The sequence below is a fragment of the Anaerobacillus sp. QJM3NY_17 genome (assembly GCF_056173665.1).
Window position 1 is genome coordinate 60614 of record NZ_CM149685.1, and the last position, 22242, is coordinate 82855.

The window sequence follows — 22242 nt, forward strand, 5'->3', positions numbered from 1 at the left end:
TAGCACAAACAACGACATCCAATAATTATTTTTTATGCAATAACTTAGTAATAACTGATGCGTTATGGCAGCAATGCCTAACAAATCGAAGGTTAAGCTACTAAGGGCGCACGGTGGATGCCTTGGCACTAGAAGCCTAAGAAGGACGGGACGAACACCGATATGCTTCGGGGAGCTGTAAGTACGCTTTGATCCGGAGATTTCCGAATGGGGGAACCCACCATCTTTAATAGGATGGTATCCATTTCTGAATACATAGGGAATGGAAGGCAGACCCGGGGAACTGAAACATCTCATTACCCGGAGGAAGAGAAAGCAAACGCGATTTCCTGAGTAGCGGCGAGCGAAACGGAATCAGCCCAAACCAGAGGGCTTGCCCTCTGGGGTTGTAGGACGTCTCTTTGGAGTTACAAAGGCACGGATAGACGAAGCGACCTGGAAAGGTCCATCAGAGAAGGTAACAATCCTGTAGTCAAAATCCGATGCCCTCCGAGACGGATCCTGAGTACGGCGGGACACGTGAAACCCCGTCGGAATCCGGGAGGACCATCTCCCAAGGCTAAATACTCTCTAGTGACCGATAGTGAACCAGTACCGTGAGGGAAAGGTGAAAAGCACCCCGGAAGGGGAGTGAAAAAGAACCTGAAACCGTGTGCCTACAACTAGTTGGAGCCCGTTAATGGGTGACAGCGTGCCTTTTGTAGAATGAACCGGCGAGTTACGATCCCGTGCAAGGTTAAGCTGAGAAGGCGGAGCCGCAGCGAAAGCGAGTCTGAATAGGGCGAAATAGTACGTGGTCGTAGACCCGAAACCAGGTGATCTACCCATGTCCAGGGTGAAGTTCAGGTAACACTGAATGGAGGCCCGAACCCACGCATGTTGAAAAATGCGGGGATGAGGTGTGGGTAGCGGTGAAATGCCAATCGAACCTGGAGATAGCTGGTTCTCTCCGAAATAGCTTTAGGGCTAGCCTCGCGGCAAGAATCTTGGAGGTAGAGCACTGATTGGACTAGGGGTCCTTACCGGATTACCGAATCCAGTCAAACTCCGAATGCCAACGATTTATCCGCGGGAGTCAGACTGCGAGTGATAAGATCCGTAGTCGAGAGGGAAACAGCCCAGACCACCAGCTAAGGTCCCAAAGTATACGTTAAGTGGAAAAGGATGTGGCGTTGCTTAGACAACCAGGATGTTGGCTTAGAAGCAGCCATCATTTAAAGAGTGCGTAATAGCTCACTGGTCGAGTGACGCTGCGCCGAAAATGTACCGGGGCTAAACGTATCACCGAAGCTGTGGATTGTCTTACGACAATGGTAGGAGAGCGTTCTAAGGGCTGTGAAGTCAGACCGAAAGGACTGGTGGAGCGCTTAGAAGTGAGAATGCCGGTATGAGTAGCGAAAGACAAGTGAGAATCTTGTCCGTCGAAAGCCCAAGGTTTCCTGAGGAAGGCTCGTCCGCTCAGGGTTAGTCGGGACCTAAGCCGAGGCCGAAAGGCGTAGGCGATGGATAACAGGTTGATATTCCTGTACCACCTCCTTTCCGTTTGAACGACGGGGGGACGCAGAAAGATAGGGAGAGCGCGCTGCTGGAAATGCGCGTCCAAGCGATTAGGCTGGTGAATAGGCAAATCCGTTCACCGTGAAGGCTGAGTCGTGATGGCGAGGGAAATTTAGTACCGAAGTCCTTGATTCTACGCTGCCAAGAAAAGCCTCTAGTGAGGAAAAAGGTGCCCGTACCGCAAACCGACACAGGTAGGCGAGGAGAGAATCCTAAGACGATCGGGAGAACTCTCGTTAAGGAACTCGGCAAAATGACCCCGTAACTTCGGGAGAAGGGGTGCTTCCTCGGGTTTATAGCCCAGGGGAGCCGCAGTGAAAAGATCCAAGCGACTGTTTAGCAAAAACACAGGTCTCTGCAAAGCCGTAAGGCGAAGTATAGGGGCTGACACCTGCCCGGTGCTGGAAGGTTAAGAGGAGGGGTTATCCCTTACGGGAGAAGCTCTGAATCGAAGCCCCAGTAAACGGCGGCCGTAACTATAACGGTCCTAAGGTAGCGAAATTCCTTGTCGGGTAAGTTCCGACCCGCACGAAAGGTGCAACGACTTGGATACTGTCTCAACGAGAGACCCGGTGAAATTATAGTACCTGTGAAGATGCAGGTTACCCGCGACAGGACGGAAAGACCCCATGGAGCTTTACTGTAGCCTGATATTGGATTTTGGTACAGCTTGTACAGGATAGGTAGGAGCCATAGAAGTCGGACCGCCAGGTTCGATGGAGGCGTCGGTGGGATACTACCCTGGCTGTACTGACATTCTAACCCAGCACCGTGATCCGGTGCGGAGACAGTGTCAGGTGGGCAGTTTGACTGGGGCGGTCGCCTCCTAAAGTGTAACGGAGGCGCCCAAAGGTTCCCTCAGAATGGTTGGAAATCATTCGCAGAGTGTAAAGGCACAAGGGAGCTTGACTGCGAGACCTACAAGTCGAGCAGGGACGAAAGTCGGGCTTAGTGATCCGGTGGTTCCGCATGGAAGGGCCATCGCTCAACGGATAAAAGCTACCCTGGGGATAACAGGCTTATCTCCCCCAAGAGTCCACATCGACGGGGAGGTTTGGCACCTCGATGTCGGCTCATCGCATCCTGGGGCTGAAGTAGGTCCCAAGGGTTGGGCTGTTCGCCCATTAAAGCGGTACGCGAGCTGGGTTCAGAACGTCGTGAGACAGTTCGGTCCCTATCCGTCGCGGGCGCAGGAAATTTGAGAGGAGCTGTCCTTAGTACGAGAGGACCGGGATGGACACACCGCTGGTGTACCAGTTGTTCCGCCAGGAGCATAGCTGGGTAGCTACGTGTGGAAGGGATAAGTGCTGAAAGCATCTAAGCATGAAGCCCCCCTCGAGATGAGATTTCCCACAGCATGAAGCTGGTAAGATCCCTTAGAGATGATGAGGTAGATAGGTTCGGGGTGGAAGCGTGGCAACACGTGGAGCTGACGAATACTAATCGATCGAGGGCTTAACCTAAACGAAAAGCGAAGTAAGCCGTTTAAATCCGACAAGCGTTGGAGGCTTTTGAGTCAGACGCGCTTTATGCGTCAGAATCAAAAGGTGGAACGATCGAGGATTTGGCTTACGTAGCTGGACATATTGGAAAGTTGTGCGTGCTATCTAGTTTTCAGGGAACACCTGAATCGTCTAGTGATGATGGCGAAGAGGTCACACCCGTTCCCATGCCGAACACGGAAGTTAAGCTCTTCAGCGCCGATGGTAGTTGGGGGATCTCCCCCTGCAAGAGTAGGACGTCGCTGGGCAATGAAGAAAAGCGAGAGACCTGAGGGTTTCTCGATTTTTTGTATTCAAAAAATGTTGAAAGCTCGTAAGAGAAAAAGCTGCAGGAAAGACAATCAAAAACTTCTTCGAAAGCTTCGTAGGGGTGGGAGAAGCAAGAAATTCGAGGAAGCAAGTGATGTCAGACCGGAGTGGATATTCGTGAGATCCATGAGGATCTGGCATCGCGTAGCTGACGAAGAAGTTCGCCGCTTATCGCGCCCCGTATGAGAACACGGAAGTTAAGCTCGAGCGCCGATGGTAGTTGGGGGATCTCCCCCTGCAAGAGTAGGACGTCGCTGGGCAACATAAGAGAAGCGAGAGACCTGAGGGTTTCTCGCTTTTTTGTATGGTTTTTTCACGTTCGCGGAATAAATCTCAAATTCGCGGAATTATCATGGAAAAGCGCGGAATTAATCCGATTTTCGCGGAAATATCTAAAATATAGCGGAATAAAATCGGTATTTTTTTACCTTCTTAAGCTACAAGGATAATATACTTATGAAATTTCCTTTCTTTTTTAAAATCACTGACACGGGATAAGTTAAAGCCACATATCCATAGAAAGAAGAAAAAAATAGGCTAAAATGAAGTGAATCGGTATAGATCCACTATAATTGGGCAAAGCTTTTACCATGGAGGTGGGGAGATGGAGAAGACAATCAGGTATAGCTTAAGTGAGTGCTGCCTTGTTTGCGAAGAACACAGTTTAAAAGGTATTCATATTTGCGACCGATTTATTTGTTATGAGTGTGAGCGAAAGGTAATTCAAACAGATACCAGTCATGAAAACTATCAATTTTATCTTGAAAAACTACGAAAACTACGACTTAGTCGATTAGCATAAGCAGATAGCTGTTTTATAGGCTATCTGCTTTTTTACGGAAGAATGTGAAGCGGCAGTAAGTAGGAAGAGACGATACAGATTTACTTGCGCCTTTACTTCTCCGAAAGTCTAGATAATGATAGAATACTAGTATAAGTAATGAATCTTCGATAGATAGAAGTTGGTTTTATGAATAAAGCAGATCAAGCACCTTTATATGAAGCATTAACTATGTGGAAGGAACAGAACCCCCTCTCATTTCATGTACCAGGTCATAAAAACGGTAAGGTTTTTTCAACTTATAGAAGTGCGGATAACTCATTTAAAGAAATATTGAATATAGATGCCACAGAACTTTCTGGACTAGATGATCTTCATCATGCAGACGGTCCAATTAAGAAGGCAGAGCAGCTTACTGCTGATCTTTATGGAAGTGTTGAAAGCCGATTTTTGGTAGGGGGATCTTCAGCTGGTAACCTTGCGATGATCATGGCATTATGTTCTGAAGGGGACATTGTTCTTGTTCAAAACAACTGTCACAAATCAGTACTAAATGGACTTCGCTTATCGAAAGCACATCCTATTTTTCTTACTCCCTCCATTGATGAGGAAAGTCAGGTGCCAACAGGTGTGTCAGTTGATCTCATCCATCGAGCGATCACAAGATATAAGAATATTAAAGCAATCGTACTGACAAACCCCAATTATTACGGAATGACGAAAGATCTAAAACCGATCATTTCTTATGCTCATGAGAAAGGAATTCCGGTTCTTGTTGATGAAGCACATGGTGCACATTTTGTAAGAGAAAATTTTTTTCCTGAAAGTGCTTTGAAACAAGGAGCAGATGTTGTTGTTCAATCAGCACATAAAACACTCCCCGCCATGACGATGGGTTCATATTTACATATAGGTGATCCGAAGTATAGGAATGCAATAAACGATTATTTACAAGTCTTTCAATCAAGCAGCCCTTCATACCCGATTATGGCTTCGCTCGATTTAGCCAGACACTATATTTCTTCACTTCCTGACAATCAGCTCGGTCAAATTTTAGAAGAGATTCTTCAGTTTAAGCACCGGCTGAATAAGATTCCTGGTATAAACGTTATTGGAGATGTAAGTCATGCTTATAAGCAGATTGATCCAATAAAAATAACGGTCCAGTTATCTGGCACCTCAGGATATGATTTGGCAAAAAAGCTTGAGAATGAAGGTATATTTGTTGAGCTTAGTGACCCATTAAACATTTTGCTCATTTGTCCCATAACATTTAATGGTGAGGCTTATGAGCGAACGTTACAGGCATTTGAAAGGATTGCAGTTCATAGGGATGAAGCCACATTTAGAATACCTATGAATCAGTTGAATCATGAAGAGATAACATTTCCTGCTTATTCTTTTGCGAAGTTGGAAACGATGAATACCAATACAGTTAGTATTAGAAACGCTGTTGGTTTAATTGCAGCGAAAGCCATTATCCCCTATCCCCCAGGAATTCCTATCGTTCTGCCAGGGGAGCGCATAACTTTAGGTAAGATTCAACTAGTAGAAACAGTGTTGAATGGCGGAGGACACATACAGGGGATGAATGGTGATATGATTGAGATTGCAATAGAAGAGGAGTAGGGCATTGAAAGGATTATTTATAACATTTGAAGGACCGGATGGCGCAGGTAAGTCAACACAGGTTCAAAAACTAGCCGATTATTTAAACGAAGAAGGCATTCGTTTTATTCATACAAGAGAGCCAGGTGGTACAGCTATAAGCGATCAAATTAGATCTTTGATCCTTAATCCAGAACATGAAGAGATGGTGGATGAGACGGAAGTACTTCTTTATGCTTCATCCCGAGCTCAGCATGTGAGAGAAAAGATTCTTCCAGCATTAAATGAAGGATATCTTGTACTATGTGATCGCTTTGTTGATGCATCAGTGGCTTATCAGGGGGTTGGCCTTGGACTAGATGTAGAAACGATAAAGGTCATCAATGAATTTGCAACAGGAGGGCTAACACCTGATCGAAGCTATATGATTGATCTTCCTGTTTCTGTTGGTAAAGAAAGAATGGCAGCAAGAAATCAACTTGATCGGATAGAGCAAAAAGGAACCGCTTATCATGAAAAGGTGAGAGAAGCTTTCCTGGAATTATATAAAAATAATAATGAACGGATTCATTTGATTGATGGTGAAAATGCTGTCGATGAGATTTTTTCCTCAATAAAAAAGGATTTTACAGTGTTGTGGGATAACTATTGTAGTAATAACTAATTGACGGGTGCATGCTTGCCGCCCGGGGAGGGATATACATGAAACTAGTAATGGCTGTCGTTCAGGATAAGGATAGTAATCGGTTATCCAATGCCCTGGTCGATCATAATTTCCAGGCGACAAAGCTTGCGACTACAGGTGGATTTTTACGTGCAGGAAATACGACATTTCTAGTAGGTACGGAAGATCATCGTGTACAAAAGCTTCTTGATATTATTAAAGACAATTGTCAGAGTAGAGAACAGATGGTGGCACCGGTCTCTCCGATGGGAGGAAATGCAGATTCTTATGTACCGTATCCTGTTGAAGTGTCAGTTGGAGGAGCAACGGTATTTGTTCTTCCAGTAGAGGCCTTCCATCATTTTTAATATGCACGGTAGGATGAGTGATAGCAATGACAGATTGGAATGAATTAAAAGACCGGCAACCCACGGTTGTTAGAATGGTCATAAATAGTTTCAAGAAAGAACGTCTTTCTCATGCGTATTTATTTGACGGTGGGGCAGGAACAGGCAAAAAAGATATTGCGGTTCATATGGCGAAAACGTATTTTTGTCAGGAAAGAACAGGAATCGATCCGTGTCAAAACTGCAGAGACTGTAAAAGGATTGATTCTGGGAATCATCCCGATCTTCATCTCCTAGAACCTGATGGACAATCGATTAAAATCGATCAAATTCGTAAGCTTCAGAAGGAATTCTCTTATCTTGGGGTAGAATCTCGAAAGAAAGTTTATATATTGAATCATTCAGATCGAATGACAACTCAAGCTGCTAATAGTTTACTTAAATTTCTTGAAGAGCCAGGACAAATGACGATGGCTATTCTCTTAACAGAGCAAAAGCAGCATATTCTATCCACGATTTATTCGAGGTGCCAGGTTATTACATTTCAACCCCTTTCAACAAATGGGGTGGAACAAGCCTTAGTGAATGACGGAGTAACAACACACCTTGCTAAATTAGCTGCTCAATTAACGAATGATCAGCGTGCAGCAAAGGAGTTGGCGCTTGATGAGTGGTTTGCACAGGCTAGAGCGATAGTGATACAATTAACTGAAGAGTTGAAGGAAAGACCTCATCAGGTTTTCCTAACGATCCATGACAAATGGCTAGCTCATTTTAAGGATAAAACGCAGCAGGATATGGGACTTAATCTTATGCTTTTTTGGTATAAGGATATAATGAAAATACAACTGCAGGATAATCGGATTGTCTATGCAGATCAGAAGGATAAGCTCGAACGTTATGCCCTTCAATTCGGAAGAAAGAAGATAAGTCAGCATATGATGGCGATACTTGATGCCAAAAGACGTCTGAGTGCAAACACAAACCCGCAGTTTGTGATGGAACAGCTAGTACTCAGGTTACGGGAGGGATAAGTTTGTGTATGAAGTAGTTGGCGTTCGCTTTAAGAAAGCGGGGAAGATCTATTACTTTGATCCGAGTAGCCTCCAGGTGTCCAACAAAGAATTTGTTATCGTGGAGACTGCAAGAGGGGTTGAATTTGGGAAAGTCGTATTAGCAAACAAGCAAGTTGATGAAGAGGATGTTGTACTTCCTCTCAAGAAAGTAATTCGCATAGCTGATGAAAAAGATCGCCTTGCGGTAGAAGATAATAAACACGCAGCTGAAGAAGCCTTTGAAGTGTGTGTTTCTAAAATTGAAGAGTACAAGCTTGATATGAAGCTTGTTGATGTTGAATATACATTTGATCGGAATAAGATCATCTTTTACTTTACAGCAGATGGAAGAGTAGATTTCCGCGAACTTGTGAAAGGACTCGCATCCATCTTTAGAACAAGAATTGAACTTCGTCAGATTGGTGTAAGAGATGAAGCGAAGATGCTTGGTGGAATTGGACCATGTGGCCGAATGCTTTGTTGCTCAACATGGCTTGGTGATTTTGAACCTGTTTCGATTAAGATGGCGAAAGATCAAAATCTATCTTTAAATCCTGCTAAAATTTCTGGTCTTTGCGGCAGGTTAATGTGCTGTTTGAAATATGAGAACGATGCTTACGAATCCGGTAAAAAAGAGCTTCCAGACGTTGGAAAGACGATTCAAACCGGACAAGGTAAAGGGAAAGTTGTTGGGTTGAATATATTGGAACGTCTTGTTCAGGTCGAATTATTTGAACTCAACCGCGTGACAGAATATACGCTTGATGAATTGATACAAGACGGCGCAGTATCTACGCAAGCCACAGATTGATTGAGGTGGAACGGAAGTGGAGAAAAAAGAAGTTTTTTCACGTGTAAGCTCAATGGAAGAACAGATTGGTGACTTATACAAACAATTAGGCGAACTAAAAGAACATCTTGCAGGACTTCTGGAAGAAAATCACCATCTCGAAATTGAGAATCACCACTTGCGAGAGCGGTTAGAACAAACTTCAGAGCCGAAGAGTCATTCATCTGGAAAAAAGAAGCGCGGTAAACCAGAAGTTGGAGAAGGGTATGATAATCTTGCGAGATTATATCAAGAAGGTTTTCATATTTGTAATCTCCATTACGGTAGCATCCGGACAGAGGGAGATTGTCTTTTCTGCTTGTCGTTCTTAAATAAAAAGTAGTGATTTGGTCTTTCCACATCTGGAAAGACCTTTTTTACAATTAAATAACTTGTTCACTAAAGAATTAAAATAGATAGGAGAAAAGCATCATGCATTTATATGATGATGAACGGATTGACTACATCATTGAAAATGAATTAAGAATTATTCAAAGCCCAACGGTATTTTCTTTTTCTCTAGATGCCGTTCTACTTGCACGATTTGCCTGGGTGCCGATAAAACGTGGTAAAATAATTGATCTTTGTACAGGTAATGGCATTATTCCACTTCTATTATCGAGAAGAAGTCAGGTTCCGATTGATGCGGTCGAAATTCAAGATCGGCTATATGACATGGGGAAGAGAAGTGTGGATTTAAATGACCTTAATGAACAGCTTACCCTACATCATGGAGATATTCGGGACCTACCAGCTGGGTTATTAAAGGAATCTTATGATGCAGTAACATGCAACCCACCCTATTTTCAAAGTAAGCGAAATGAACAGCGTAATCTAAATGAACACCTTACCATCGCCCGACATGAAGTTATGTGTACTCTCGAAGATGTTATTCAATCTTGCAGTCGTTTAGCGAAACAGGGTGGGAAGGTATCACTGGTTCATCGTCCTGAGAGGTTACTTGATATTGTGACGCTAATGAGAAAATACCGTGTTGAACCTAAGAGAATGCAGCTTGTTTATCCGAAAGCTGGTAAAGAAGCAAACACGCTATTAATAGAAGGAATTAAAGATGGGAAGCCTGATTTAAAAGTGTTGCCGCCATTCATCGTTTATCAGAAAGATAATACGTATAGTGACGAGATGAGAAATGTTTATGAAGAACTATAGTCATTTTGTTTACATGCTCGAATGTCGAGATGGTAGTTATTATACTGGCTATACGACGGACTTATCTCATCGATTAGCTCAACATGAATGTGGAAAAGGTGCAAAATATACGAGGGGGAGAGGTCCACTACACCTTGTTTATCAAGCAGAATACGAGACAAAAAGTGAAGCAATGCAAGAAGAATATCGGATCAAACAACTATCTCGTATACAAAAAGAAAAGATAATAAAAGAAAAGAGGCAAGTTCATGTGGAGTCAGAAGAGTTACAAAGAGAGCGAGACAGGTAAACTTTATCTAGTACCAACCCCAATCGGAAACCTGAATGATATGACTTTCCGCGCTATACAGACGTTAAAAGACGTAGATCTTATTGCTGCAGAAGATACAAGACAATCAAAAAAGCTAACGAATCATTTTGAGATTGAGACACGGTTGATTAGCTATCATGAACATAATAAGGAATCGAGTGGAAATAAACTTTTGGAGCGTTTAAGGGAAGGACAAAGTATTGCTCTTATAAGCGATGCTGGAATGCCTGCTATATCAGATCCAGGGTATGAAATTGTGTCGGCATGTGTGGCAGAGGAAATTCCTGTTATTCCATTACCGGGTGCGAATGCAGCAATTACTGCTCTTGTGGCATCAGGTTTACCAACACAGCATTTCTATTATTATGGTTTTTTATCTAGACAAAAGAAAGAGCGAAAAATTGAATTACAACAGCTAAAAACAATTCCTTCACCAGTTCTATTCTATGAGGCTCCTCACCGCTTAAAAGAAATGATGAAAGCGGTTCTTGAAGTTCTAGGAAACAGAGAAATTATTATAGCAAGAGAATTAACGAAGAAATATGAAGAGTTTATTAGGGGATCAGTTGAAGAGGTGCTTCGCTGGTGTGAAGAAAATGAAATCCGTGGTGAATTTTGTGTGATCGTCGAAGGTGGCATAGTTGAAGAAGTGAATGAAGAGCTTTGGTGGGAAGATTTCACCTTACGAGATCATGTAGAACACTATATTAGTGACGGAATGAAAAGTAAGGATGCGATCAAACAAGTGTCGATTGATCGCGAGCTACCAAAAAGAGAAGTGTATCAGGCCTATCATGTAGAATCTTAGAGTACAAAAAAAGCTCCTGCCTTTATTGGCAGGAGCTTTTCTATACATTCATTATTTAGCAAGAGCTTTTTGGATTTCTTCCAATACTTGCTCCGCACCTTCGCGACTAAGGATTAGTTTGCCGTTACCGATGGCAAGATTGTCATCGGATACTTCACCAGTTACCTGGCAAGTCATGTTAGGCTTATACTTTTTTAGGATGATGCGCTCATCGTCAACGTAGATTTCAAGAGCGTCCTTTTCTGCAATACCAAGTGTACGGCGTAGTTCGATCGGAATAACAACACGGCCAAGCTCGTCAACTTTACGTACAATACCAGTAGATTTCATGTTTTATACTCCCCTATTCCCAATTTTTTATTAATTACGTCAGGATTCGACAAATTTCTCTATTTATGTTCTATATAATACCAGTGTTTCCCATAAGCGTCAATCCTTTTAATCGGGTAAATATTTCCTATAATAGGTTTGTTACGGGATTCGAAGTACTATATTATTACCAAAACCTGACTTCCTTAAATAAATGATTCGACAATTTTCTTGTAAATCCTTCGACATTAATTGTAAATTTGTGTAGGTTACGCGATTTAAGCTCCGCTTCCTTGCATTTCTTCCTTAAATTAGTTATATTTTGATGAAGAAGAATTGTACTTGAATGAACAAAATGATGTTACACAGCGATACGCAAACGCGGGCTGTAGTTGAGAGTTGCTAACGTTCTCGTCCTACATGGGGCGGGAGCTTTTTATCCAGTAGCCCCCACCTCTAAACGTGAGTCAATTTTGCGTTAAGGTGGGGGATTCACTGTTCTAAAGAACGAATTAAGCTTTTCACTTTATCACTGTTTTAATCAAGGAGGAAGCAACATGGGTGACAAGACGTTTTATATTACGACACCGATCTATTATCCTAGTGGAAAGCTCCACATAGGTCATGCCTACACAACTGTAGCAGGAGATGCTATGGCACGTTACAAGCGTTTAAGAGGTTTTGATGTTCAGTATTTAACAGGAACGGATGAACATGGGCAAAAGATCCAAAAGAAAGCACACGAGCAGGGGGTTACTCCTCAGAAGTATGTTGATGACATCGTTGCTGGCATTAAAGATTTGTGGGATAAGTTAGACATTAGTTACGATGATTTTATCCGTACAACCGAAAAGCGTCACGAGGAAATTGTCGAAACGATTTTTCAAAAGATGTATGAGAAGGGTGATATCTACCTTGACCAATATGAAGGTTGGTATTGCACACAATGTGAGTCCTTCTTTACTGAACGCCAGTTAGTCGATGGGAAATGTCCCGACTGTGGACGTGAGGTGGAGAAAGTAAAGGAAGAGTCTTACTTCTTTAAAATGGGCAAGTATTCCGATCGTCTATTGAAATTTTATGAAGACAATCCCGAGTTTATCCAGCCGGAATCTCGAAAAAATGAAATGATCAATAACTTTATCAAGCCTGGTCTTGAGGATCTTGCGGTATCAAGAACTTCTTTTGACTGGGGTGTTAAAGTTCCAGGAGATCCGAAACATGTCATTTATGTTTGGATCGATGCATTGTCCAATTACATCACCTCCCTTGGGTATGGAACTGAAAATGATGAGCTTTATAATAAGTTCTGGCCAGCGGATGTGCATCTTGTTGGGAAAGAAATCGTTCGTTTCCATACGATTTACTGGCCAATTATGCTGATGTCACTAGACCTGCCGTTACCAAAGAAAGTCTTTGCTCATGGTTGGTTGTTAATGAAAGATGGAAAAATGTCTAAATCCAAAGGTAATGTGGTTGACCCAGTTACCTTAATTGATCGCTATGGCCTTGATGCTTTACGTTATTATTTATTGCGTGAAGTACCGTTCGGTTCAGATGGCGTCTTTACACCTGAGAGCTTTGTGGAGCGAATCAATCATGATTTGGCGAACGATCTCGGCAACCTGTTAAATCGAACAGTAGCGATGATCGCTAAGTACTTCGACGGTGAAGTACCTGTGTATGAAGGATCGGTCACAGATTTTGATGATACTCTTGTAGAGATGGTAGATTCAACAATTTCCAAAGTAGAGACCTCTCTTGAAAACATGGAGTTTTCAGTTGCGCTTGCTTCGATTTGGCAGCTCATTAGTCGAACGAACAAGTACATTGATGAAACAGAACCATGGATTCTTGCTAAAGAAGAAACTCATAAAGACAAGCTTGGTGCTGTAATGGTTCACCTCGCTGAATCATTGAGACAAGTGGGTATTTTATTGCAGCCTTTCCTTACGCAAACGCCTAAAAAGATCTGGTCACAGCTAGGTATTGAAGAAGGCGAGAAAACAAGTTGGGAATCATTAGGATTCAAAAAAGGATTCGGTGGTACAACGGTTCAAAAAGATGCTCCGCTTTTCCCAAGACTTGACCGTGAAGAAGAGGTTGCATATATAGTTGAACAAATGGGTGGCAATGTCGTTAAGGAAGCACCGCCAATTGAAAAACCAGATTTAGATGAAATTTCAATTGATGACTTTACAAAAGTTGATTTAAGAGTCGCCCAAGTACTTGAAGTAGAGCCGGTGAAAAAAGCCAATAAGTTATTGAAATTAAAATTAGATCTTGGTTATGAAACGAGACAAGTTGTTTCAGGAATTGCAAAACATTATAAACCAGAGGAACTCATCGGCAAAAAAGTTGTTTGTGTTTCCAATCTTAAGCCAGTAAAGCTTAGAGGAGAATTATCTGAAGGTATGATTCTAGCAGGTGAGCATGACGGCGAGCTGAAATTGTCGACTATTGCTGAAAGCTTGCCAAATGGAACACAAATCAAATAATGACTCATGACTCGGTCTTAAAATAGACCGGGTCTTTTTTACTTTCTAATTCACAATAAATCCCTGCCATTTACTTTGCTATTTGTGACTAAACTTCCATTTTGAGTTGCAAGATAAGTATACAAAAAAGAACCAAAACACCTTAATATACTGAATATTCTAACTTATTTTGTGAGCATTGTAAACAAAATGTAATTAAAATGAAACTGTTTAGACTTAGAAAATAACTAGGACATTTGGTACACTAGCATCGTACTAGAGCGGAGAAGGAGTTTTGACATGTTATTCGACACACACACGCATTTGAATGTTGAACAATTTTCCGAAGATCAAAAAGAAGTAATTGAGCGTGCCCAGGCAGCGGGAGTAAGCAAGATGGTTGTTGTTGGTTTTGATCGTGAAACGATAACACATGCTATGGAACTTGTTGAACAGTATGATTTTCTTTATGCAGCCGTAGGTTGGCATCCTGTTGATGCGATTGATATGAAAGAAGAGGACCTTGAGTGGATTGAAGAACTTGCTGGTCATCCAAAAGTAGTAGCAATCGGTGAAATGGGACTTGATTATCATTGGGACAAATCACCTCATGACATACAAAAAGATGTTTTTCGTAAGCAAATTCAACTTGCGAAAAAAGTGAAATTACCGATCATCATACATAATCGTGAAGCGACGCGAGATGTCATTGATGTATTGAAAGAAGAAAATGCAGCTGAGGTAGGTGGCATCATGCACTGTTTCGCTGGAACTGTAGAAGAGGCTAATGAGTGTCTTGATATGAATTTCTACATTTCTCTAGGTGGACCAGTAACATTTAAGAACGCTAAACTACCAAAAGAAGTAGCGAAAGAAATACCAATTGATCGTTTGCTAATTGAAACGGACTGTCCTTTTCTAGCACCACACCCAAACCGCGGGAAGCGAAATGAACCTTCATATGTGAAGCTCATCGCTGAACAGATTGCGGATTTGAAAGAAATGGATTATGAAGAATTAGCAAGAAGAACATCCGAAAATGCTATGACATTATTCGGTATTAGTCGCTAATAAAAAAGACCGTTGTCGTTAAAAAGAAATGATAGCATGCTTTTAAAAATAACTTCTCCCATCATACAAGATCGAAGTAGATGCCTTTTCTACTAAACTAGCAATTGGGGATAAGTAAGAAGCTTTTCTTTTTGAAACACAGTCGGTTCAGGGGGTAACTATGACAATGAAATCGAACATGGAAAACTTTTTTGCTCGTGTTAAGGGTGGAAAGAACGTATTCATGATTTGTTTAAGTGTAATTGTACTAGGTTTAGTCTCCGGCTTTATCGTGTTTGAAACTACAAAAGCTTCGGTCACGCTTGTCCTTGATGGAGAAGAGAAGCCGGTAGATACACATGCAGATACAGTTGCGGAGTTATTAAAGGATGAAGAATTGAATATTGGTTCTCATGATTATTTAAGTCACGATTTATCAGCCAAGGTTGAGGCTGGAGATGTGATTGAATGGAAACCGGCTTTTCAAGTAACGCTATCGATTAATGGGGATAACCAACAAGTTTGGTCCACCAAAGATACAGTGAAAGGGTTACTTGAAGATCAAAACATGGAGCTCGGTAAGCATGATCAAATGTCTGTATCACTCGATGATGAATTGAAAGAAAATATGACGATTGCCGTTGATGAAGCTTTCAAAGTTGCGGTAAACGACGGTGGGAAACAAAAAGAGATTTGGACAACTTCGACTACGGTAGCTGGCTTTTTAGAACAGCAGAATATACAACTTGGAGAACTTGATCGCGTAGAACCCAAAAAAGATGAGGACGTTACAGCGAACTCGGAAATCAACGTGATTCGAGTGGAAAAGGTCACCGATGTAGTGGAAGAGACGATTGACTATGCAACGATTAAGAAGAATGATAGTTCAATTCAAAAAGGTAAAGAAACAGTCCTAGAAGACGGACAAGAAGGCAAGCGGGAGAAACATTACGAAGTTGTTTTAGAAAATGGTAAAGAGGTTTCCCGTGAGCTTAAGAAAACTGATGTAGTGAAGGAAAGCAGTGACAAAATCGTTGCTGTTGGTACCCAGGTTATTACACAAACAGCTGTGAAAACTAGCAGTGCCCCTTCAACTCAATCTAAATCAACAAAGACAGCTAGTAAGCCTGCTACAAAAACTTCAAAATCACCATCTAAACCTGAAAGTAAGTCGTCAGGGAAGGTAATGAACGTATCGACGACAGCTTATACGGCAAATTGTGCTGGCTGTTCAGGTATCACATCTACGGGCTTTAACTTAAAATCTAATCCTGATGCGAAAATCATTGCGGTTGATCCTAGTGTGATTCCACTCGGCTCAAAAGTTCACGTAGAAGGATATGGAACGGCTATTGCGGCTGATACGGGTGGTGCGATTAAAGGTAACAAGATTGATGTGTTTTTCTCTTCGAAGTCTGCAGCTTACGCATGGGGAAACAAGACTGTTCAAATTACAATCCTCGATTAGTGATCGAGATATGGTATGCTAATAACACAGAGTGGGGAAAGTCTCTCTCTGTGTTTTTTGTATGATAAAGAAAAGATATATGAGAGAAACTATAAAAATTCACGTGTAGTTATAATAACAGGGTAGAATCGGTTATGTATTATGGAGGAAACAGAGTGAAAGTAAAAGAAATCATTATCGTAGAAGGCAAAAACGATACATTGGCTGTGAAACGAGCGCTTGATGCGGATACGCTAGAAACGAATGGATCTGAGATTAGCGAAGAGACGCTTAGACGTATTGAGCTTGCTTGGAAGAGACGAGGCGTAATTGTTTTTACAGATCCAGATTATCCTGGTACAAGAATTCGTCAAATCATTAGTGACCGACTGCCTTCTTGTAAACACGCCTTTCTAAATAAAAAACGTGCCATCTCATCTAATGGAAAGAAAGTTGGAATTGAACATGCCTCTATTCAGGATATTCAAGAAGCCATTCTTTCAGTAAGAGAAGAGATAGAAGCTCCAGATGTTTTGATTGAATGGGAGGATCTTATCGCTGCTGGTCTGGTTGTAGGCGATCGTTCTAAGGAGAGAAGAAAAGCTTTAGGAGATCGGTTGCAAATGGGCTATATGAATGGAAAGCAGCTTTTCAAACGGCTACAAATGTTTCAAATTTCAAGAGAAGAGTTTAGTCAGGCTTTGGAAGAAGTGTTACAGGAGGAAGAGAAATGAATAAAGAAATATCAACCCCTTTTAGAACAAAAGAAATTTTATCTAAACATGGTTTTACTTTTAAGAAAAGTCTTGGACAGAACTTTTTAATTGATTCGAATGTCCTAACAAAAATTGTTGACCAGGCTAAGTTATCACCGAATTCTGGCGCTATCGAGATCGGGCCAGGTATTGGAGCCTTAACAGAGAAACTAGCAAAACAAGCTAAAAAGGTCGTGGCATTTGAGATTGATCAGCGTCTACTCCCTATTCTAGAAGACACTCTTTCTCCTTATCCACACGTTCACATACGTCATAGTGATGTGTTAGAAGCCGATGTTCGTCAAGTGATTGAAGAAGAGTTTGAAGAGGGTCAGGATTTGATGGTAGTAGCGAATCTTCCTTACTATGTGACGACGCCTATTCTCATGAAGTTATTGGAAGAAAAATTACCAGTACGTGGGATCGTTGTTATGATTCAAAAAGAAGTAGCAGAGCGTATTGCTGCAAAGCCTGGTTCTAAGGAATACGGCTCATTATCACTTGCAGTGCAATACCATGCAGTGGCTAAAACGGCTCTCACAGTACCAAAAACCGTTTTTGTACCAAAGCCCAATGTAGATTCATCCGTTCTTCACTTGGAGCTGCGTCAGGAGCCTCCTGTCGATCTTTTAAATGAAGCCTATTTCTTTGAAGTGATTCGAGCAAGCTTCGGTCAACGTAGAAAGACCTTATTGAACAATTTGCAAAATAATCTTTTAAGTAAAGAGCAAAAGCCAATGATTGAGGAAGTATTACAAGAGACAGGGATTGATGGAACACGTCGGGGCGAAACGCTCTCAATGGAAGAATTCGCGGCGTTGAGTAATGCTTTTTATAGCAGAAAAAATGAAACTAAAAAAACACCTTGATTGTGGTGCACCCCGAAAGTTAGAGTTATAAACTAACTTCCGGGGTGTTTTTTTAGTTTTCATGATTCGAACATCTTCCTAATAATCAGTGAAGGTAAACCAAGTTCTCATTTCTATATAAATCATCTTTTCTTAAAGTTCTCATATAGTAGGTAAAGGAGATGCTGTTTAGTCTTTCAGGTCAAGCGGTGTGGAGGGAAGATAATGACGATGAAAGAAGGAGATATCGTTGCCAGGCGTTCATATGGCTGTGACTTAATCTTTCGAGTAACAAGGATGAATGAGTCAAGTAAGTCAGCGGAGCTCGTGGGCGAGGATATGAGGCTAATCGCAGATGCCCCGTTTGACGACCTGGTGGTAATTGACTCCAATGAACACAAAATGAGACGGGAGCAGTCCAAAGAGAAAGAAGACTATTCCTTTCGTTTGTTTCGACAAGACTATCAACTGTTGCGAATGAAGCGAGAATATTCGGCAACTAGTCATTTTAAGAAAGAAACAAGTTTTTTTGAACTACCGGGGAAAATTCTTCATATTGACGGGGATCCACTATACCTTAGTAAATGTTTGGAAATGTATAAGCGTCTTGGCGTCCCGGTTTATGGGCTATATATGAAGGAGAGCGAAATACCGGAGAATATTATCAAATTAGTTAACAATGTTAGACCAGATATTTTGGTTATCACAGGGCATGATGCGTATACAAAACATAAAGGCGAGAAAAAGGATCTTCAATCGTACCGAAATTCACGGTACTTTGTTCGAGCTGTAAAAGAAGTGAGAAGTGTTTTTCCGAATCTTGATCACCTTGTAATTTTTGCTGGAGCGTGTCAGTCTCATTTTGAGTCACTCATTCGTGCAGGGGCTAATTTTGCAAGCTCTCCAGCTCGAATCAACATTCACATGCTTGATCCAGTTTTTATCGTATCCAAAATTGCACTCACATCTTTTACTGATCACGTTAATGTTTGGGACGCTCTTAGAAACACGTTGACTGGTGAAGATGGACTTGGTGGAGTAGAAACAAGAGGAATTCTACGCACAGGTATGCCTATGAAGGACCAGGAGGATTATTCAGAGTGAGCGAACGGGTGGAATACATATCCATCCGTTCGCTTTTTTACGTCAGTTTTAATAAAAAAATAAGCTCGTTGAAAGGGGCTAGAATAGAGAAATGTTCTTTTGCGAAACCTGAGATAACCAGCATATTTCAATGAGTATACATATTTTTCGACAAATTAAGAAACAATAAAAATACACATCATCAGTAAATAACAATTGACATTGTTTTTGCTTCGTTGTTATAATTTAAGTTTTATTTGACAAGGTGATGCAAAAGATGTTATAATTTGTCTAAGTGAGGTGGAGGTTCCGATGGCAAAAACGATTATTGAGATCAAACAAACGTTACAATCTCAGGTTGGCAAACGGTTGACCTTAAAGGCAAACGGAGGTCGCAGAAAGACAATTCAACGTTCAGGCATCCTTGAAGAAACCTACCCGGCAGTGTTCATTGTTAAGCTGGATCAGGACACGAACGCATTTGAGCGTGTGTCATACAGCTACACAGATATTCTAACAGATACAGTACAAATTACATTTAATGAAGAACAAGCGGCAGTAAGCGGTTAAGGCAAATGGTCTAACTGCTTTTTTGCTTTATTTGGGAATAAATAATTTTTCTCTTTCTTTTGGTTACATATTGGCAGTATAGCGATGGCTTTCGATCCTCACACTAAGAGTGTTACAGGATAGAAAGGAGCTTGATTCGCATGGCAAGACGTAAAGGGATTATGTCTGATCAATTGAAAGAAGAAATTGCGAAAGAGCTTGGTATTTATGATACGGTTCAGAAAGAAGGTTGGGGAGGAATAAAAGCTCGCGATGCAGGTAACATCGTGAAGCGTGCTATTCAACTAGCTGAGGAGCAACTTGCAAACCAACAAAAACACTGAACCCTGTGACGATTGAACTCTGACTAATAGTCAGGGTTCTTTTTTTGTTGCAGAGAAGTTAAACTCTCCCGTGGTTGCATCCTATTCCGTTTCTTTCTTTTAGGCTTGTTGTGTTACAATAATTCACAGTAAGTTAAAATGTCGAACGGTAGGACGAAAATGTAGGTGAACGAGATGAAAAGAAAACTGAGTGTGAAAGCACCGGCGAAAATAAATTTAGCACTCGATGTGCTTCATAAACGACCTGATGGCTTTCATGAAGTAGAAATGGTTATGACGAATGTCGATCTTGCAGATCGACTTGAGTTAACGGAATTGAGACGAAATGAAATCATTATTGAGTCAACAAGCGGTTTTGTTCCAGACGATCAAAGGAATTTAGCTTTTCAAGCTGCAGCATTATTAAAGAAAAAGTTCAACATTCGGCAGGGTTTATCGATCAAGATTGATAAGCAAATTCCAGTTGCTGCTGGTCTTGCTGGAGGAAGCAGTGATGCTGCCGCGGCATTACGAGGACTTAATGAGCTTTGGCAATTAGGTTTAACTTATGATGAGCTTGCTAATATTGGTTCTGAGATAGGGTCAGACGTTGCATTTTGTGTATATGGTGGCACCGCCCTTGCAAAAGGACGTGGAGAAATTATTCAGCCAATGGATGCACCACCTCCTTGTTGGGTGATTCTTGCTAAGCCTTCTATTGGGGTATCGACAGCAGATGTATATCGACGCCTTAGAACAGCAGAGATGAACCATCCAGACGTAAGAGGAATGATGCAAGCAATAGAGGAAAAAAATTATGAAGCGATATGTCAGCGCCTTGGTAATGTTCTCGAGGATGTTACATTGAAACTTCATCCTGAAGTACGTCAAATTAAAGAAAAGATGGAAAGCCTCGGAGCAGACGGTGTGCTGATGAGTGGCAGTGGGCCAACTGTCTTTGGTCTTACACGACATGAATCGCGCATGCAACGAATTTATAACGGTTTAAGAGGTTTTTGTGGTCAAGTTTATGCGGTACGTCTATTAGGTGAGAAGAACCCTTGAATAAATCCGTACATTAGTGATATATTATGATTAATTATTCGGATTTTTTGGAGGTTCTTCTATGAAGATGAAACGAAGTTCTCGGCTAGTGGATATGACAAGGTATTTATTAGAGCATCCACACCGGTTAGTTTCACTAACTTATTTCTCAGAGCGATACGGGGCGGCTAAATCATCTATAAGTGAGGATTTGGTCATCATTAAAGAGAATTTTGAACAACAGGGTGTGGGATCGTTGTTAACCGTTCCAGGTGCAGCTGGAGGCGTAAGATACATGCCGCTTATTAGTGAAGAAGAAGCAGATCGTGTGGTTGGTGAACTATGCGATTTTCTAGAAAGTCCTGATCGTCTTCTTCCGGGTGGTTATTTGTATTTAACAGATATCCTCGGTAATCCGGAAATTATGAATCAGGTCGGCCGCTTATTTGCGTCTGTTTTCGCTGATCGTAAAATTGATTGTGTGATGACTGTTGCTACGAAAGGAATCCCCCTTGCGTATGCTGCTGCAAGTCATCTTAACGTTCCGGTTGTCATTGTTAGACGCGATAGCAAGGTCACTGAAGGCTCAACAGTAAGTATTAACTATGTATCAGGATCGTCAAAACGAATTCAAACAATGGCGCTTGCTCGTCGAAGTTTGAAACCAGGAGCGAACGTTTTGATTGTAGATGATTTCATGAAGGCTGGTGGAACAATTCAAGGAATGGTTAATTTGCTTGAAGAATTTCAAGCAGACGTTGCTGGAATTGGAGTGCTTGTTGAGGCTGAGGGTGAAGGCGAAGAACGACTAGTTGAAGAGTACGTATCTATGATGAACCTTGGTGGAGTCGATATGAAAGAGCGATCGATTCAGGTTGCGCCAGGGAATTACAAGAAATTTCTTACGCCATTAACAGAAGGAGTGGAGAACGAATGAAGACAGTCTATACGAAATCAGCACCAGAAGCGATTGGCCCCTATTCACAAGGAATGATCGTGAATAACATCTTTTATAGCTCTGGCCAAATTCCTCTTAAAGCAGATGGAACGCTCATTGATGGAGCGATAGAAGACCAGACTCATCAAGTATTTCAAAATGTGAAAGCTGTTCTAGAAGCTGCCGGATCTTCACTCGAGAATGTCGTAAAAACTACAGTTTATATTAAAGACATGAACCAGTTTAGCTCGATCAATGAAATCTATGGTGAATATTTCAATGCACATAAACCCGCAAGATCTTGTGTTGAAGTTGCGCGTCTTCCAAAAGATGCCCTTATCGAAATTGAAGTCATTGCTCTAGTAGGCTAATCAATTTAACCCACTCATCCGCTGAGTGGGTTTTTTATTTATGAAACTTTTTTCTAATTGATTTAAGTTTTTGGAGTAAATGTCACTAAGGTGATTAATTTAGCTTCTT

General features: G+C 41.5%; 22 protein-coding genes and 2 rRNA genes. 23 read left to right on the forward strand and 1 reads right to left on the reverse strand.

Annotated features, from left to right (window positions below):
* Positions 1-90: 90 nt before the first annotated feature.
* The 12 genes from AC0VYV_RS00305 (at position 91) to rsmI (ending at position 10940) form a co-directional block, all read left to right on the forward strand.
* Positions 91-3020, forward strand: a 23S ribosomal RNA gene (locus tag AC0VYV_RS00305).
* Between the two features lie 170 nt (positions 3021-3190).
* A 5S ribosomal RNA gene (gene rrf / locus AC0VYV_RS00310) occupies positions 3191-3307 on the forward strand.
* Between the two features lie 665 nt (positions 3308-3972).
* Positions 3973-4170, forward strand: coding sequence for a sigma factor G inhibitor Gin (locus tag AC0VYV_RS00315; protein WP_226616831.1), 198 nt, complete (start codon positions 3973-3975; stop codon positions 4168-4170).
* A gap of 168 nt (positions 4171-4338) precedes the next feature.
* Positions 4339-5778 (forward strand): aminotransferase class I/II-fold pyridoxal phosphate-dependent enzyme, encoded by a 1440-nt coding sequence (locus AC0VYV_RS00320; RefSeq protein ID WP_475374362.1) that lies wholly within the window; start codon positions 4339-4341, stop codon positions 5776-5778.
* A gap of 4 nt (positions 5779-5782) precedes the next feature.
* Positions 5783-6421: a dTMP kinase gene (gene tmk, locus AC0VYV_RS00325; protein ID WP_226616834.1), complete on the forward strand. Its 639-nt coding sequence runs from the start codon at positions 5783-5785 to the stop codon at positions 6419-6421.
* Between the two features lie 38 nt (positions 6422-6459).
* The gene (locus tag AC0VYV_RS00330) at positions 6460-6789 is read left to right on the forward strand and encodes a cyclic-di-AMP receptor (RefSeq protein ID WP_048313368.1); all 330 of its coding nucleotides are present in this window, start codon (positions 6460-6462) and stop codon (positions 6787-6789) included.
* 26 nt (positions 6790-6815) lie between these two features.
* Positions 6816-7802 (forward strand): DNA polymerase III subunit delta', encoded by a 987-nt coding sequence (gene holB / locus AC0VYV_RS00335; RefSeq protein WP_475374363.1) that lies wholly within the window; start codon positions 6816-6818, stop codon positions 7800-7802.
* A gap of 4 nt (positions 7803-7806) precedes the next feature.
* Positions 7807-8634, forward strand: a complete 828-nt coding sequence (locus AC0VYV_RS00340) for a PSP1 domain-containing protein (protein WP_194222582.1) — start codon at positions 7807-7809, stop codon at positions 8632-8634.
* Between the two features lie 16 nt (positions 8635-8650).
* Positions 8651-8995, forward strand: coding sequence for a DNA replication initiation control protein YabA (yabA, locus tag AC0VYV_RS00345; RefSeq protein WP_098445898.1), 345 nt, complete (start codon positions 8651-8653; stop codon positions 8993-8995).
* 89 nt (positions 8996-9084) lie between these two features.
* Positions 9085-9822, forward strand: a complete 738-nt coding sequence (locus AC0VYV_RS00350; protein WP_475374364.1) for a tRNA1(Val) (adenine(37)-N6)-methyltransferase — start codon at positions 9085-9087, stop codon at positions 9820-9822.
* Positions 9809-10111 carry a GIY-YIG nuclease family protein gene (locus tag AC0VYV_RS00355; protein ID WP_226616837.1) on the forward strand — a complete coding sequence of 101 codons (303 nt, stop codon included), beginning with the start codon at positions 9809-9811 and terminating at the stop codon, positions 10109-10111. Before AC0VYV_RS00350 ends, AC0VYV_RS00355 begins: the two co-directional genes overlap by 14 nt.
* Positions 10071-10940, forward strand: coding sequence for a 16S rRNA (cytidine(1402)-2'-O)-methyltransferase (gene rsmI, locus AC0VYV_RS00360; RefSeq protein WP_430243507.1), 870 nt, complete (start codon positions 10071-10073; stop codon positions 10938-10940). Before AC0VYV_RS00355 ends, rsmI begins: the two co-directional genes overlap by 41 nt.
* A gap of 51 nt (positions 10941-10991) precedes the next feature.
* Here rsmI and AC0VYV_RS00365 read toward each other — a convergent pair whose 3' ends face one another.
* Positions 10992-11270, reverse strand: coding sequence for an AbrB/MazE/SpoVT family DNA-binding domain-containing protein (locus AC0VYV_RS00365; protein ID WP_136948810.1), 279 nt, complete (start codon positions 11268-11270; stop codon positions 10992-10994).
* A 536-nt stretch (positions 11271-11806) separates the two neighbouring features.
* Between AC0VYV_RS00365 and metG the strand changes: the two genes are divergently transcribed.
* From metG to AC0VYV_RS00420, 11 genes are all read left to right on the forward strand, one after another.
* Positions 11807-13747, forward strand: a complete 1941-nt coding sequence (gene metG, locus AC0VYV_RS00370) for a methionine--tRNA ligase (protein WP_475366277.1) — start codon at positions 11807-11809, stop codon at positions 13745-13747.
* 279 nt (positions 13748-14026) lie between these two features.
* On the forward strand, positions 14027-14797 hold the full coding sequence (locus tag AC0VYV_RS00375) for a TatD family hydrolase (protein WP_303536035.1): 771 nt from the start codon (positions 14027-14029) through the stop codon (positions 14795-14797).
* 160 nt (positions 14798-14957) lie between these two features.
* Complete coding sequence (locus AC0VYV_RS00380) at positions 14958-16244, forward strand: ubiquitin-like domain-containing protein (protein ID WP_475374365.1); 1287 nt, start codon at positions 14958-14960, stop codon at positions 16242-16244.
* Between the two features lie 155 nt (positions 16245-16399).
* A complete protein-coding gene (gene rnmV / locus AC0VYV_RS00385) occupies positions 16400-16957 on the forward strand; it encodes a ribonuclease M5 (protein WP_226616842.1) in 558 nt (185 codons plus the stop codon).
* Positions 16954-17847 (forward strand): 16S rRNA (adenine(1518)-N(6)/adenine(1519)-N(6))-dimethyltransferase RsmA, encoded by an 894-nt coding sequence (gene rsmA, locus AC0VYV_RS00390; protein WP_283153212.1) that lies wholly within the window; start codon positions 16954-16956, stop codon positions 17845-17847. Before rnmV ends, rsmA begins: the two co-directional genes overlap by 4 nt.
* Before the next feature lie 204 nt (positions 17848-18051).
* Complete coding sequence (gene yabG / locus AC0VYV_RS00395) at positions 18052-18930, forward strand: sporulation peptidase YabG (RefSeq protein ID WP_194222590.1); 879 nt, start codon at positions 18052-18054, stop codon at positions 18928-18930.
* Positions 18931-19221: 291 nt separating this feature from the next.
* Positions 19222-19479, forward strand: a complete 258-nt coding sequence (gene veg, locus AC0VYV_RS00400) for a biofilm formation stimulator Veg (protein ID WP_098445908.1) — start codon at positions 19222-19224, stop codon at positions 19477-19479.
* Between the two features lie 140 nt (positions 19480-19619).
* The gene (locus tag AC0VYV_RS00405; protein WP_430243497.1) at positions 19620-19802 is read left to right on the forward strand and encodes a small, acid-soluble spore protein, alpha/beta type; all 183 of its coding nucleotides are present in this window, start codon (positions 19620-19622) and stop codon (positions 19800-19802) included.
* 174 nt (positions 19803-19976) lie between these two features.
* The gene (gene ispE / locus AC0VYV_RS00410; RefSeq protein ID WP_404684326.1) at positions 19977-20846 is read left to right on the forward strand and encodes a 4-(cytidine 5'-diphospho)-2-C-methyl-D-erythritol kinase; all 870 of its coding nucleotides are present in this window, start codon (positions 19977-19979) and stop codon (positions 20844-20846) included.
* A 61-nt stretch (positions 20847-20907) separates the two neighbouring features.
* On the forward strand, positions 20908-21762 hold the full coding sequence (purR, locus tag AC0VYV_RS00415; protein ID WP_194222593.1) for a pur operon repressor: 855 nt from the start codon (positions 20908-20910) through the stop codon (positions 21760-21762).
* Entirely contained in the window at positions 21759-22133 is a 375-nt protein-coding gene (locus tag AC0VYV_RS00420) for a RidA family protein (RefSeq protein ID WP_475374366.1), read from the forward strand. Before purR ends, AC0VYV_RS00420 begins: the two co-directional genes overlap by 4 nt.
* The last annotated feature ends 109 nt before the right edge of the window (positions 22134-22242 follow it).

Coding starts and splice junctions, on each gene's coding strand:
- AC0VYV_RS00420 (WP_475374366.1), top strand. CDS start 21,759: ATGAAGACAGTCTATACGAAATCAGCACCAGAAGCGATTGGCCCCTAT.
- AC0VYV_RS00380 (WP_475374365.1), top strand. CDS start 14,958: ATGACAATGAAATCGAACATGGAAAACTTTTTTGCTCGTGTTAAGGGT.
- veg (WP_098445908.1), top strand. CDS start 19,222: ATGGCAAAAACGATTATTGAGATCAAACAAACGTTACAATCTCAGGTT.
- AC0VYV_RS00350 (WP_475374364.1), top strand. CDS start 9,085: ATGCATTTATATGATGATGAACGGATTGACTACATCATTGAAAATGAA.
- AC0VYV_RS00405 (WP_430243497.1), top strand. CDS start 19,620: ATGGCAAGACGTAAAGGGATTATGTCTGATCAATTGAAAGAAGAAATT.
- rsmI (WP_430243507.1), top strand. CDS start 10,071: ATGTGGAGTCAGAAGAGTTACAAAGAGAGCGAGACAGGTAAACTTTAT.
- ispE (WP_404684326.1), top strand. CDS start 19,977: ATGAAAAGAAAACTGAGTGTGAAAGCACCGGCGAAAATAAATTTAGCA.
- AC0VYV_RS00375 (WP_303536035.1), top strand. CDS start 14,027: ATGTTATTCGACACACACACGCATTTGAATGTTGAACAATTTTCCGAA.
- AC0VYV_RS00320 (WP_475374362.1), top strand. CDS start 4,339: ATGAATAAAGCAGATCAAGCACCTTTATATGAAGCATTAACTATGTGG.
- holB (WP_475374363.1), top strand. CDS start 6,816: ATGACAGATTGGAATGAATTAAAAGACCGGCAACCCACGGTTGTTAGA.
- AC0VYV_RS00330 (WP_048313368.1), top strand. CDS start 6,460: ATGAAACTAGTAATGGCTGTCGTTCAGGATAAGGATAGTAATCGGTTA.
- purR (WP_194222593.1), top strand. CDS start 20,908: ATGAAGATGAAACGAAGTTCTCGGCTAGTGGATATGACAAGGTATTTA.
- metG (WP_475366277.1), top strand. CDS start 11,807: ATGGGTGACAAGACGTTTTATATTACGACACCGATCTATTATCCTAGT.
- AC0VYV_RS00315 (WP_226616831.1), top strand. CDS start 3,973: ATGGAGAAGACAATCAGGTATAGCTTAAGTGAGTGCTGCCTTGTTTGC.
- yabG (WP_194222590.1), top strand. CDS start 18,052: ATGACGATGAAAGAAGGAGATATCGTTGCCAGGCGTTCATATGGCTGT.
- AC0VYV_RS00355 (WP_226616837.1), top strand. CDS start 9,809: ATGAAGAACTATAGTCATTTTGTTTACATGCTCGAATGTCGAGATGGT.
- AC0VYV_RS00365 (WP_136948810.1), bottom strand. CDS start 11,270: ATGAAATCTACTGGTATTGTACGTAAAGTTGACGAGCTTGGCCGTGTT.
- rsmA (WP_283153212.1), top strand. CDS start 16,954: ATGAATAAAGAAATATCAACCCCTTTTAGAACAAAAGAAATTTTATCT.